At 71.4% G+C, this 13132-nt stretch carries 11 protein-coding genes; 7 read left to right on the top strand and 4 right to left on the bottom strand.

The window, feature by feature from the left end:
- Positions 1 to 4 precede the first annotated feature (4 nt).
- A complete protein-coding gene (locus OIE67_RS41215; protein ID WP_326630712.1) occupies positions 5 to 2290 on the bottom strand; it encodes a TIM-barrel domain-containing protein in 2286 nt (761 codons plus the stop codon).
- 125 nt (positions 2291 to 2415) lie between these two features.
- Positions 2416 to 3804 carry an NAD(P)H-quinone dehydrogenase gene (locus OIE67_RS41220; protein ID WP_106236368.1) on the bottom strand — a complete coding sequence of 463 codons (1389 nt, stop codon included), beginning with the start codon at positions 3802 to 3804 and terminating at the stop codon, positions 2416 to 2418.
- A gap of 70 nt (positions 3805 to 3874) precedes the next feature.
- On the opposite strand from OIE67_RS41220, the gene OIE67_RS41225 reads away from it, so the two are divergent.
- Complete coding sequence (locus OIE67_RS41225; RefSeq protein WP_106236366.1) at positions 3875 to 4324, top strand: gamma-glutamylcyclotransferase; 450 nt, start codon at positions 3875 to 3877, stop codon at positions 4322 to 4324.
- A 3-nt stretch (positions 4325 to 4327) separates the two neighbouring features.
- On the opposite strand, the gene OIE67_RS41230 is transcribed toward OIE67_RS41225, so the two are convergent.
- Positions 4328 to 5632 (bottom strand): MFS transporter, encoded by a 1305-nt coding sequence (locus OIE67_RS41230; protein WP_326630717.1) that lies wholly within the window; start codon positions 5630 to 5632, stop codon positions 4328 to 4330.
- 111 nt (positions 5633 to 5743) lie between these two features.
- Between OIE67_RS41230 and OIE67_RS41235 the strand changes: the two genes are divergently transcribed.
- From OIE67_RS41235 to OIE67_RS41260, 6 genes are all read left to right on the top strand, one after another.
- Positions 5744 to 6769, top strand: coding sequence for an Lrp/AsnC family transcriptional regulator (locus tag OIE67_RS41235; RefSeq protein WP_326630719.1), 1026 nt, complete (start codon positions 5744 to 5746; stop codon positions 6767 to 6769).
- Positions 6766 to 8070: a M20/M25/M40 family metallo-hydrolase gene (locus OIE67_RS41240; RefSeq protein ID WP_326630721.1), complete on the top strand. Its 1305-nt coding sequence runs from the start codon at positions 6766 to 6768 to the stop codon at positions 8068 to 8070. Before OIE67_RS41235 ends, OIE67_RS41240 begins: the two co-directional genes overlap by 4 nt.
- Before the next feature lie 2 nt (positions 8071 to 8072).
- The gene (locus OIE67_RS41245) at positions 8073 to 8897 is read left to right on the top strand and encodes a purine-nucleoside phosphorylase (protein WP_326630723.1); all 825 of its coding nucleotides are present in this window, start codon (positions 8073 to 8075) and stop codon (positions 8895 to 8897) included.
- Positions 8894 to 10567 carry a phospho-sugar mutase gene (locus tag OIE67_RS41250; protein WP_326630726.1) on the top strand — a complete coding sequence of 558 codons (1674 nt, stop codon included), beginning with the start codon at positions 8894 to 8896 and terminating at the stop codon, positions 10565 to 10567. Before OIE67_RS41245 ends, OIE67_RS41250 begins: the two co-directional genes overlap by 4 nt.
- 163 nt (positions 10568 to 10730) lie before the next feature.
- Complete coding sequence (locus OIE67_RS41255) at positions 10731 to 11447, top strand: hypothetical protein (RefSeq protein WP_326630728.1); 717 nt, start codon at positions 10731 to 10733, stop codon at positions 11445 to 11447.
- An 80-nt stretch (positions 11448 to 11527) separates the two neighbouring features.
- Complete coding sequence (locus OIE67_RS41260; RefSeq protein WP_326630730.1) at positions 11528 to 12514, top strand: ATP-binding protein; 987 nt, start codon at positions 11528 to 11530, stop codon at positions 12512 to 12514.
- A 23-nt stretch (positions 12515 to 12537) separates the two neighbouring features.
- Here the strand turns inward: OIE67_RS41260 and OIE67_RS41265 are convergent, their stop codons facing one another.
- Complete coding sequence (locus tag OIE67_RS41265) at positions 12538 to 13023, bottom strand: GyrI-like domain-containing protein (RefSeq protein WP_326630732.1); 486 nt, start codon at positions 13021 to 13023, stop codon at positions 12538 to 12540.
- Positions 13024 to 13132: the final 109 nt, after the last annotated feature.

Raw genomic sequence — 13132 nt, forward strand, 5'->3', positions numbered from 1 at the left:
GGTGTTACGAGATGACGGCCCGCGCGGGAGCTCCGGGCACCGGGACGAGCTCGACCCCGGTGACCCGCTTCGGGCCGGTGACGGCGACACGCAGCACGTCGCCGTCCCTGGTGGCGACGGCGACCGTCACGCCGTCGGCGTCGTGGATCTCGGCGCTCCCGCCGCCGGAGCCGAAGGCGACGAGTGCGATCTCGGCCGGCACGTCCACCGTGTCCCGCTGCTCCTGTACGGGGATGAGCGCGCCGTACCGGGCGAAGAGGGGGATCTGGCCCAGCGGCTTGGCCACCCGGACGTAACGGGCGCCGTCCAGCACCTCGGCGGTCCAGTAGTCCACCCACCGGCCGCGCGGCAGGTACACCTGCCTGACGCCTTCGGGCCCGGTCATGGGGGCCACCAGCAGGTCGTGCCCGAGCAGGTACTGCAGGTCGGCCTGCCAGGCGACCGGATCGTCCGGATGGTCCACGCACAGCGCCCGCATCATCGGCGCGCCGGTGCGCGCGGCCTCGACAGCGGCCGAGTACAGGTAGGGCATCAGCCGGTACCGCAGCCTCAGCGCCGCGACCGCCTGCTCCTCGACCTCGGGGAACTCCCATGGCTCGCGGGTCGTGGTGCCGTGCAGGCGCAGCAGCGGGGAGAGCGCGCCGAACTGGGTCCAGCGCACGTACAGGTCGTCGGCGGGACGGCCGGTGAAGCCGCCCGCGTCGTGGCTCCAGAACGGGACGCCGGACAGGCCGTGCGCGAGGCCGCCCCTGATCGTGCTGCCCATGGCGGCGTAGCTGGTGTAGGTGTCGCCGCCCCACTGGGCGCTGTGGCGCTGCCCGCCCAGGTACGACGAGCGCGCCCAGACCAGCTCGTGCCCGTTGACCTCGCGGGTGACGTCCACGACGGCGTCGTTGAACAGCAGGGTGTAGACGTTGTGCAGGTCGGTGCCGCTCATGCCGTTGGCGGCCACCGCGTCGGCCGGCACGCCCTCGGCGAAGTCGGTCTTGAAGGCGGCCACGCCCTGGCGCAGCAGCGGGCGCAGCAGGCCCTTGAACCACTCGACCGCCCCCGGGTGGGTGAAGTCCACGATGCCGCAGGCGGGGAAGGAGCCGTGCCAGCAGTCGGCGACGTACGGCTCGCCCTGGGGGTCGCGCAGCAGGTATCCGGCGTCGGCGGCCTCCCGAAACGCCGGGCTAAGGTGCGAAATATAGGGATTCATCCATAGGCAGACCTTGAACCCCATCTCCGCCAGCTCGGCCAGCATGCCCTCCGGGTCGGGGAAGTTCACCGGATCCCAGCGCATGTCCGACCAGTGCCCGTCGCTCTGCCAGTAGGTGTCCAGGTGCAGCACGTCGCACGGGATGCCGCGCTCCCTGATCGTGCGCGCCCTGGCCAGCACCCGCTCCCGGCTGTCCACGCAGAACCCCGAGGAGATCCAGGTGCCGAACGCCCACTTCGGCGGCAGCGAGGGCCGGCCGGTCAGCCGGTCGTAGCGGTCCAGCACCTCCGACGGAGCGGGCCCTGCCATCACGTAGTAGTCCATGACGTCGTCGGGCACCAGGATCTGCACCACGCTGTGCGTGGACTGGCACACGTCGAACTCCAGGGGTGCGCCGCTGTCGACCAGCACGCCGTAGCCCCGGCTGGACACGTACAGGGGGATGTTCTTGTAGGCGCGCTGCGACTCGGCCCCGAAGGCGTCGAAGTTCCACATGAGCGGCCGCTGGCCGCGCTTGTCCAGCCGGGTGAACGACTCGCCGAAGCCGGAGAACGCCTCGTCGGGCGCGGCGGCGAAGCTCTCGTGGTACGCGACGGGCGCGCCTCCCGAGGCGCTGCGGCCGAACGGCAGCGTACGCAGGCGCCCGCTGATGTCGGTGTGCCCCCGGTCCTGCTCGACCAGCGTCGCCCCGCCCGCGTCGGTGAAGCGCAGGTGCCACGGCGACAGGGTGATCTCGGCCCGCAGCGACCCGGCGTCCACCACGATCGGCGCGCCCGGCTCCGCCACGACCCGTGCCCCCGCGTACGTGCCCGGCCTCACCAGCGCGATGGCGCGCTCCGAGCGCGGCCGGGCGGTGGCGTCCTCCGACAGCCGCACCCTGATCACGCCCTCGCCCGCCGCGCCCACCTGGACGATCAGCGTCTCCTCCGCCGAGGTGACCGCCTTGAGCAGCACCTCGGCGCCGTCGGCCGCGACCAGCTCGGCGGCGGTGAGCGCCGAAAGGCCGCCCTCGCCTCGTACGCGGACCGGCAACTCCGGCGGGTCCGCGACGAAGTACTCGTGCGCGACCAGGGGAGGGCGATAGGGCATGGAAGCTCCTTCGAACGCTGCGCCAACTCGTGACTTAGTTTGGTGTCCATACCAACAAAGGTCAACGGTCAGAGGCACAGAAAAGGGCGCGCGGACCACCGCGCGCCCTGCTTCGCAGAGGACTCCTAGATGTTGACCCCCGGCTGCATCAGCCGCCTGGCCGCCTCGGTGACCGACCCCGACAGCGACGGGTAGACCGCGAACGTGTGGGCCAGCTGGTCGACGGTCAGCCGCTGCTGCACCGCCACCGACACCGCCAGGATCAGCTCGGAGGCCCGCGGCGCGACGACCACGCCGCCCAGCACGATCCCGGTGTGCGGGCGGCAGAACAGCTTCACGAAGCCGTCGTTGAAGCCCTGCATCTTCGCCCGCGCGTTGGTGGCCAGCGGCAGCTTGACCACGTTGGCCTCGATCTCGCCCGCCTCGATGGCACGCTGCGCCACGCCCACGGCCGCGATCTCGGGGTCGGTGAAGATGTTGGAGGCCACGGTGGCCAGCCGCAGCGGCTGCACCGCCTCGCCCAGCGCGTGCCACACCGCGATCCGGCCCTGCATGGCGGCGACGGAGGCCAGCATCAGCACGCCGGTGCAGTCGCCGGCCGCGTAGACGCCGGGAGCCGACGTGCGGGAGACCTTGTCGACCTTGACGAACCCGCCCCGGTCGAGCTGCACGCCCGCCTCCTCCAGCCCGATGCCGGAGGTGTTGGGGATCATGCCGACGGTCATCAGCGCGTGCGAACCCTCGGCGGTGCGCCCGTCCTCCAGCGTCACCACCACGCCGTCGTGGGTGCGCTTGACGGAGGCGGCCCTGGAGCGGCCCATGACGTTCATGCCGCGGCGCCGGTAGACCTCTTCGAGCACCTCGGCGCCGTCGGCGTCCTCGTTGGGCATCATCCGGTCGCGGCTGGAGACCAGCGTGACCTCCGCCCCGAGCGAGCGGTAGGCCCCGGCGAACTCGGCCCCCGTCACCCCCGAGCCGACCACGATCAGGTGCTCGGGCAGCTCTTCGAGGTCGTAGAGCTGACGCCAGTTGAGGATGCGCTCGCCGTCGGGCTCGGCCCCCGGCAGCACCCGCGGCGTCGCCCCCGTGGCCACCAGCACGACGTCGGCCCTGATCGTCCGGTCGCCGGCCCTGACCACCTGCGGATCGACCAGCCGTCCGCGCTCCTTGACGATCTCGACGCCCTCGGCCTCGACCCGGGTCGCGATGTCGGCCGACTGCGCCTGGGCCAGCTCCTTGACGCGCTTGTTGACCAGCGGCAGATCGACCTGCGCCACCCCGGCGTCGCCGTCGAGGCCACCGGAGAACGCCACCCCCAGCGAGGGGGCGTCGAGCAGGGCCTGTTTGCGGACGGAGGTCGCGATCAGCGTCTTGGACGGCACGCAGTCGGTGAGCACGCAGGCCCCGCCGGGGCCGTCCTGCTCGACCATCGTGACTTGCGCGCCTAGTTGGGCGGCCACCAGCGCCGCCTCGTAGCCGCCTGGTCCGCCGCCGATGATCACGATCCTCGTCACACCACCATTCTCCCGCATGCCCCGAGCTGCTGACGAACGGGGCGCGGTCTCAGGCGCTAGTCTTGCCGCTGTGCCTGTATACGCCTCCTATGGCAGCAACATGGACCCAGAGCAGATGGCCATGCGTGCCCCGCACTCGCCGATCCGCGGTGTGGGCTGGCTGCCGGGCTGGCGGCTGACCTTCGGAGGCATGGACCTCAAGTGGGAGGGCGCGGTCGCCACGATCGTCGAAGACCCCGACGAGCACGTCTTCGTGGTCCTCTACGACGTGCCCGACTGGGAGGAGCACTCGCTCGACCAGTGGGAGGGCGCGGTGCGCGGCGCCTACCACAAGGTCCGGCTGCGGGTGCAGACGCTCGACGGCGAGGTCGTGGCCTGGTTCTACGTGCTCGACGGCTACGAGGGCGGCCTGCCCTCGGCCCGCTACCTGGGCAGCCTGGCCGAGGCGGCCGAGCGGGCGGGCGCCCCCGACGACTACGTCAAGGAGCTGCGGGAGCGCCCCTGCACCTCGTTCGGCTGACGGCTAGCGCAGCGGCTCGTCCTTCGTCTCCCTGAGCACGAAGATGTAGACCAGCGTCGAGATGAGCGCCAGCGCCGACATGTACCACGGGAAGAGGCCCGGGTTGTCCGCCTCCTGCAGCGCCGTGCCGATCAGCGGCGCGGTGCCGCCGAAGAGCGCGACGGTCAGCGAGTAAGGGAACCCGGCGCCCGCCGCCCGCACCCGCGTCGGGAAGAGCTCGGAGTTGACCGCGGCCGAGATCGCGGTGAAGCAGCCGAGGAAGACCATGCCGACGAGCTGCACGACCAGCAGGCTCCAGTAGGCGTCGGTGAGCAGGCCGAGCAGCGGCACGGGCAGGATGAGGAAGCCGAACCCGAAGGTGATCAGCATCGGCTTGCGCCCGATCCGGTCCGACAGCATGCCCAGCAGCGGCTGCAGGATCATGAAGAAGACCAGCGAGATCGTGCCGATCTGGAGCGACTCGGCCTTGTCGAAGTCCACCGTGATCTGCGCGTACGTGGGCAGGAAGCTGGTCCAGGTGTAGTACGCCACCGTGCCGGCGATCGTGATGCCCACGATCGTCGCCGCCGACCTCGGGTGCAGCCGCAGGAACTCGAACAGCTTGGGCCGGGTGGCCTCGCCGCGCTGGATCTCCTCCGCCACCGCCGAGGTCTCGTCGGCGCCCTTGCGGATCCACAGGCCCACCAGGCTCAGCACCGCGCCCACCACGAACGGCACGCGCCAGCCCCAGGAGTCCATGTCGGCCTCGATCAGGTTCGTGGCCAGCAACGCGGCCAGTCCTGAGGCGATGAGCTGGCCGATGGTGGTGCTCACGTACTGGAAGCTCGAGAACAGGCCGCGCCGGCCGGGCGGGGCCGACTCCACCAGGAACGTGGTCGCCGCGGCGAACTCGCCGCCCACCGACAGGCCCTGGATGAGCCGGGCGAGGGTGAGGATGACCGGCGCCAGCAGGCCGACGGCCGCGTAGGTGGGGGTCAGGCCGACCAGCAGGGAGCCCGCGCCCATCAGCACGATGGTGAACGTCATGGCCGACTTGCGGCCGTACCGGTCGGCGAACGCGCCGACCAGCAGGCCGCCCAGGGGACGCATGAAGAAGCCCACCGCGAACACGGCGAACGAGCTGAGCAGCGGGACGAGGCTGTTGTCCGATGCCTTGGGGAAGACCTGGTCGGAGAAGTAGACGGCGAGGAAGGTGTACGCGTACCAGTCGTACCATTCGACGACGTTGCCGATGCTGGCCGCCATGAGCTGCCGGACGCGGCTCTTGGGGATGCCGAGTGGGGAGTGCGCCACGGGGGAAGTCGCCACGAAGGGCTCCTTTGCTGACAAGTGCGGTAATGGCTTACTCTGCATTCGGACGACCGAAACAGTCAAATGTTTAAGCCGATTTTTACAATCCCGACACAGGAACGGGCAACCGTGGACGTTCTCGACCGCCGGCTCGTGGCCGCGCTGCAAGTCAGCCCACGAGCCTCGTGGGGGGAGATCGGCCGGGCCGTGGGCGAGCACGAGCGCACGGTCGCCCGGCGGCTGCAGCGGCTCATCGCCGAGGGCTTCGTCCGCGTCACGGCCATCTACGACGACCTGCGCACCGGCCACGGCCGGCCCGTGCACCTGCACGTCCAGGTGCGGCCCGGCACCGCCACGCAGGTGGCCAAGGCGCTGGCCGAGCGCCGCGACACGCGCTCGGTCTACTCCCTGACCGGGGCCGCCGACCTCGGCTGCGAGCTGGTCTCCCCCTCCCGCGAGGCCCTGCACCGCATCCTGTCGGCACAGGTGTCGGAGATCGACGGCGTCCTGCAGACCCAGACCCAGGTCGTCCTGCACACGTTCAGAACCGTCGCCGAATGGCACGCGCCCTTCCTGACCGAGCACGAGGTGGCCGAGCTGCGGCCGGCCCCGTACCCCGACCGGCTGCCCGGCGAGACCGGCCCGTCACCTCTGGAGCAGCGGGACGAAGAGGGCCTGTCGCCGCTGGAGCAGGAGATCGCCGACCTCCTCGCCGCCGACGGCCGGATCGCCTTCACCGCGGTCGCCGAGCGGCTCGACATCTCCGTGCCCACCGCGCGCCGCCGGGTCACCTCCCTGATCGAGCGGCGGCTGCTGCTGCCGCGCGCCGAGGTCGAGCCCGCCCTGCTCGGCCTGGAGGTCGAGGCCATGCTCTGGCTCAAGGTGCGCCCCCACGGCCTCGATCTGGTCGGCCAGCGGCTGGCGGCGCATCCCGACGTCCGTTACTGTGCCGCCACGACGGGCACGCATTCCCTGATCGTGCAGGTCGTGGCGGCCCACGAGGCGGCCCTCTACCGTTTCATGACCGGCGTCGTCGGCCGGCACGACGAGATCACCGACGTCGACCTCACCCTCATCACCCGCGCGCACAAGCGCGGCCACCTGCACAAGTCCGGACTGCTCACGCTGGATCACCATTGGGAGGCAACACCATGACACCCGCCGAACTCGAAGTCGCCGACCTCTGCGTCGAGCTGATCCGGGCCGACAGCAGCAACTACGGCGACGGCAGCGGCCCCGGCGAACGGGCCGCGGCCGAGGTCGTCATGGCCAGGCTGGCCGAGGTCGGCATCGAGTCCACCTACATCGAGAGCGAGCCGGGCCGCGGCAACGTGATCACCCGCGTCGAGGGCACCGACCCGTCGCTGCCCGCCCTGCTCGTCCACGGCCACCTCGACGTCGTCCCGGCCAACGCCGCCGACTGGTCGGTGGACCCGTTCGCGGGCGAGGTGCGCGACGGCTACATCTGGGGCCGCGGTGCCGTGGACATGAAGGACATGGACGCGATGATGCTGGCCGTGCTGCGCCGCTTCAAGCGCGAAGGGCTCAGGCCGCGGCGCGACATGGTCTTCGCCTGGCTGGCCGACGAGGAGGCCGGCGGCGTCTACGGCGCCAAATACCTCACGGCCAACCACCCCGGCCTGTTCGAGGGCGTCACCGAGTCGATCAGCGAGGTCGGCGGCTACTCGCTGGAGGTGGACCCGTCGCTGCGGCTCTACCTGATCGAGACCGCCCAGAAGGGCCTGGCCTGGATGAAGCTGGTCGCCGACGGCACCGCGGGCCACGGCTCGATGCTCAACGACGACAACGCCGTCACCGAGGTGGCCAGGGCCGTGGCCAGGATCGGCGGGCACGACTGGCCGCTGACGTACACGCCGACCGTGCGCCGCTTCCTCACCGAGGTCGCGGGCGCCTTCGGCGTCCCGTTCGACGAGAACGACCCGCAGCCGATCCTGGACCAGATCGGGCCGCTGGTGCGGTTCGTCGGCGCGACGCTGCGCAACACCACCAACCCGACCCAGCTCGGCGCCGGCTACAAGTCCAACGTCATCCCCGGCCAGGCCACGGCCGTGGTCGACGGGCGCTTCCTGCCGGGCTTCGAGGAGGAGTTCTTCAAGACGATCGACGGGCTGCTCGGGCCGAAGGTGCGGCGCGAGTTCGTCCACCACGACATCGCGCTGGAGACCACGTTCGACGGCGCGCTCGTGGAGTCGATGATCACGGCGCTCAAGGCCGAGGACCCGGCCGCCCGCGCCATCCCCTACTGCATGTCCGGCGGCACCGACAACAAGACCTTCTTCGCCGACCTGGGCGTGCGCGGGTTCGGCTTCGTGCCGCTGCGGCTGCCCGCCGACATGGACTTCGCCTCCATGTTCCACGGCGTGGACGAGCGCGTGCCGGTGGACGCCCTGCAGTTCGGGGTGCGGGTCCTGGACAGGCTGCTCCTAAACTACTGAAGGTGAGCAAAGACCCGTACACCCTGGCCGGTGAGGCCGCCGCGGCGCTGCGTGCCGCGGCCGGCCTCGACCTCTCCGACGCCGCCTTCGACGTCGCGCTCGTCATGGGCTCGGGGTGGGTGCCCGCCGCCGACGCGATCGGCGAGACGGTGCGCGAGATCCCGTTCACCGACCTGCCCGGCTTCCGCGCGCCCGCCGTGGCCGGTCACGGCGGCAAGATCCGCGTCGTCCGCACCGCCGCGGGCCGGCACGCGCTGATCTTCCTCGGGCGCACCCACCTGTACGAGTCGCCGTCCGGGCTCGGGGTGGACGCGGTCGTGCACGGCGTCCGCACCGCGGCGGCGGCCGGCGTACGCACGCTGGTGCTCACCAACGCGGCCGGCGGGCTGCGCCCCGAGACGCAGAACGTCGGCGACCCGGTCCTGATCAGCGACCACATCAACCTGACCGGGGCCAACCCGATCACCGGCACCACGTTCATCGACCTCACCGAGGTCTACTCGCGCCGCCTGCGCGCCCTCGTCCGCGAGATCGACCCGACCCTCGCCGAGGGCGTCTACGTCGCCTTCCGCGGCCCCACGTACGAGACGCCCGCCGAGATCCGCATGCTGCGCACGCTGGGCGGCGACATGATCGGCATGTCCACGGTGCTGGAGGCCATCGCGGCCCGCGAGGCGAACCTCGACGTGCTCGGCATCTCCCTGGTCACCAACCCGGGGGCGGGCCTGTCCGGCGAGCCGCTCAACCACGAGGAGGTCCTGGAGGTGGGCCGGGCCACGGCCGCCCGCATGGGCGTGCTGCTGGCCAAGGTGGTGGACCGGCTGTGAGCGTGCTGCGGCGGGCGCGAGAGTGGCTGGCCCAGGACCCCGACCCCGACACGCGCGCCGAGCTGTCCGCCCTGCTCGAACGCGAGGACCTGGCCGCCCTGGAGCAGCGCTTCGGCGCCAAGCTGGAGTTCGGCACCGCCGGGCTGCGCGGCGAGCTGGGCGCGGGCCCCAACCGGATGAACCGGGTCACCGTCATGCGCGCCGCCGCCGGCCTGGCCGCCGTCCTCGGGCCGGGCAAGCACGTGGTCATCGGCTACGACGCCAGGCACAAGTCCGACGTGTTCGCCCGCGACACGGCGGCGGTGCTGACGGGCGCCGGCCTGCGTGCCTCGCTGCTGCCGCGCCCGCTGCCGACGCCCGTACTGGCCTTCGCCGTCCGCCATCTCGGCGCCGACGCGGGGGTGACGGTCACCGCCAGCCACAACCCGCCGCGCGACAACGGCTACAAGGTCTACTGGGGCGACGGCTCGCAGATCGTCCCACCCCTCGACACGGAGATCTCCACCGCCATCGACGCGGTCGGCCGCGTGGACGACCTCCCCCTGGGCGGCCCCACGACAGATCCTCCCCCGGGTGGCCTCACCACCCGGACAGAGCCGGGGACACTGACCGAGCTGGGCGAGGAAGTAGTCCATGCCTACCTCCGGGCCGTGACCTCCCTCCCCCTGGGCGAGGCCCGCGACCTGCGCGTCGCCTACACCCCGCTCCACGGGGTCGGGGCGGCCACCCTGGACGCCGCCTTCCTCGCCGCCGGCTTCGACGGCCCGCTGATGGTCGAGGAGCAACGCGAGCCCGACCCCGACTTCCCCACGGTCTCCTTCCCCAACCCGGAGGAACCGGGCGCGATGGACCTGGCGATCGTGCTGGCCGCCAAGACGGAGGCCGACCTCATCGTGGCCAACGACCCCGACGCCGACAGGTGCGCGGTGGGCGTCCCGCTGCCCGGCGGCGGCGCCCGCATGCTGACCGGCGACGAGGTCGGGGGCCTGCTGGCCGAGCACGTGATCACCCACACCACCGGCGACCGCATGGTGGCCACCACCATCGTCTCCTCCACCCTGCTCGGCAAGATCGCCCAGGCGCACGGCGTCCGGTACGGCGAGACGCTCACCGGCTTCAAGTGGATCATCAAGGCCGGCCCCGGGCTGGTCTTCGGCTACGAGGAGGCCATCGGCTACAGCGTCGGCTCCGACGCCGGCCTGCCGGTCAGGGACAAGGACGGGATCGGCGCGGCGCTGACCGTGGCCGCCATCGCGGCGGCGGCCAAGCGCGACGGCCGCACCCTTTTCGACCTCCTCGACGACCAGGCCCGCCGCTACGGCCTGCACGCGACCTCACAGCTCTCGTTCCGCGTGTCGGATCTGTCGCTGATCACGAACGCCATGTCCCGCCTGCGCACCGACCCACCGGCGACCCTCGGCAATCTGCCGGTCGAGCGAGCCGACGACCTGGCCCGCGGCGACGGCGGCCTCCCCCCGACCGACGGCCTGCGCTACCTCCTGGAGGGCGGCGCCCGCGTGGTGATCCGCCCCTCCGGCACCGAACCCAAACTCAAGTGCTACCTGGAGGCCGTCGTCCCGGTGACCACCACCCCGACCGAGGCCCGGGCCCGGGCTGGGGAGCAACTGGCGAGCATCCGTACGGACCTGGAGACCCGCCTGGCCCTCTAGCCCGCACAGAACGTGTTGGTCTCAGGCGAGACCGACACGGCGGCGAGGGCCACCACGTCCACGCCCTGATACCAATACGTCACGTTGGTATCAGCGTTGAGGCCAAGACGAGGAGACAGCAGCTCGACACGCGTGGCGATGAAGGTCGTGGCAGTCTGGCCGCGTGGAGACGTACGAGATCTTCCTGTCCAGGGCCCTGCCCGATCCCCGGGTGCTGGGCCTGGTGCTGAGCGGGTCGCAGGCCCGTGCGGGCACCGCCACCGCCCGCTCCGACCACGACCTCTACCTGATCGCCGCCGACGGGGCCCCGTTCGAGCCGCGCAGGGACGCGCTGGTGGACCTGGTGGTGATGACGCTCGACGAGTTCCGCGCCCACGCCATGCCCGGTTCCGGCACCGAGTGGAACCGGTACGCCTTCACCCACGCCCAGGTGCTCAAGGACACCGGCGGCATCGCCTCCCTGGTCGCCGCCAAGGGCACGCTCACCCCTGACGAGGCCTTCGCCGTCGGGCGCGAGGCGCTGGGCGGGTTCCTCAACAGCGTGTACCGGTGCATGAAGAACGCACGCGACGGCAACCTCCTCGGCGTCCGCCTGGACGGGGCCGAGGCGGTGCCGGCCTGCCTGAGCCATCTGTTCGCCCTGCACGGACGGGTACGGCCGTACAACAAGTACCTGGAGTGGGAGCTACGCCACCACCCCCTGACCGGCTGGCCCGCCGCCGCCCTCCTGCCCCGCCTGGAGTCCGCCCTGTCCGACGACGCCCCGACGGCCCTCCGAGAACTCCTGAACGCCCTCGAACCCCACGCCCGCGCCGCCGGCCACGGCCCCGAACTGGACTCCTGGGGCGACGACCTGCCCTTCATGCGCGGCACCAGCTGATCTTCGCTGGGTAGCAACCATTTTTGGTAGCCCCAAAGTTGGGACCACCACAGTTGGGTGTCCGCAAGGGAGGGGTTCAGGTGGACGGGTTCATCGGGCGGCGGCCTGAGCTGGCTCAGCTCAGCCGGTATTTCAGCCGGGTGAGGACCGGCGATCGTCCCGGCCGCGCCGTCCTCATGCGCGCGTCGGAGATGGTGGTCAACCCGCTCACCGCCGCGGACGTGGCGGACAAGCTCGGCCTGCCCGCCGCGGAGGCCGTGGACGCGCACCTGATCACCGGCGGCCTGCCGCAGATCCTGGACGAATGGCCGGCCGGCGCCTCCGTCGAGGAGTTCCTGGAGACGGCCGTCCCGATGCCGGGTTCGGCGCTGACGGTGAGCGGCGTGCGGGCCATGGCGGCCGAGTTCCCGCCGGAAGCCCGGGCGGGCGTCCTGCTGCGCGCCATCGGCTCCGGCCGGCGTACGTACTCGTCGATCTCCAAGGCGTCCGGCCTGCCCGGCACGTCGATCGCGCCCGGTCTGCAGATCCTCCAGGAGAAGCGCATGGTGACGGCGGAGCTGCCGCTGTCCGTACGGCCGTCGCGGGAACACCGCCACCACATCACGGACACGCACCTGCGCTTCTGGCTCTCGTTCATCGAACCGAACATGACCGCGATCGACCGCGACCGCGGCGACCTCGTCCTCCAGCGGATAGAACGGTCGTGGACGGCTTGGCGCGGCGCCGCGGTCGAGCCTTTCGTCCGTGAGTCGCTCCGTCGCATGGACGGGCTGCCCTGGAACACCCAGGCGATCGGAGGGTACTGGACGAGGACGAACAACCCGGAGATCGACCTGATAGGGGCGGACAGAGAGCTGGTCGCCAAGAAGATCACTTTCGTCGGGTCGGTGAAATGGCTGGAGAACCGGCCCTTCGACGAGCACGACCTGCGCGAGCTCATCGCCCACCATGCCCAGATCGAGGGAGCGGGCACCACCACACCGCTCTATGCCGTCTCCCGCAGCGGCTGCGACGTGGACGGTGTCACCCACGTCGATCCGGAGCAACTGCTCGACGCGTGGCGGTGACGCCCGCTTCCGTTGGCCGGATGTCAGGTCAGGCGGAGTTGGAGGTCGGTGTCCCAGTTGTTCATGTCGGGTTCGACGCGGGGGTCCGTCCGGTACAGCTCCAGGCGGCAGCCCCAGTGCTCGACCCCGTCCTTCTCGGTCAGGTCCCACTCCAGGCCCTGCTCGCGGCCCCGGCGCAGCAGTGACTCGACGGCGCCGGCGAGCTGGTCCGGGTGGCCGTGGTGGGTGACGGTGACGTAGCGGCCGGCGGGGAGGGTGGCGGCGAGGAGGTCGTCCTCCGCGTCCATCGGGGCCGGTACGGGGACGCCCGCCTCCACCACCAGCCGGTCGGCGGCCATGTCGATGCTGTGGTAGCGCAGGAACGGCGCTCCCGCGGGGGCCGTGCCGCGCTCGGCCAGCCGGCCGATGATCTCGCCGATCCGGTCGGCGACCAGGTGGAAGCTGGTCATGGTGATGGTACGGCGCACCCCGAGGTACGGGCGCGGCGGAAATTCGATGATCTGTGGCATGGGTCGTAGCCTCCTTCGCACATCTTTGTACGAAGGTCGGCTGCGGAACTCATCGGTGGCTCGGACATCGGTGGCCGGGTCTACGTGCGCGGGCCGGAGGCGTCCGGGA

The organism is Nonomuraea fuscirosea (genome assembly GCF_035917475.1).
Lineage (GTDB): Bacteria > Actinomycetota > Actinomycetes > Streptosporangiales > Streptosporangiaceae > Nonomuraea > Nonomuraea fuscirosea.

Coding starts and splice junctions, on each gene's coding strand:
- OIE67_RS41240 (WP_326630721.1), top strand. CDS start 6,766: ATGACACCCGCCGAACTCGAAGTCGCCGACCTCTGCGTCGAGCTGATC.
- OIE67_RS41265 (WP_326630732.1), bottom strand. CDS start 13,023: ATGCCACAGATCATCGAATTTCCGCCGCGCCCGTACCTCGGGGTGCGC.
- OIE67_RS41215 (WP_326630712.1), bottom strand. CDS start 2,290: ATGCCCTATCGCCCTCCCCTGGTCGCGCACGAGTACTTCGTCGCGGAC.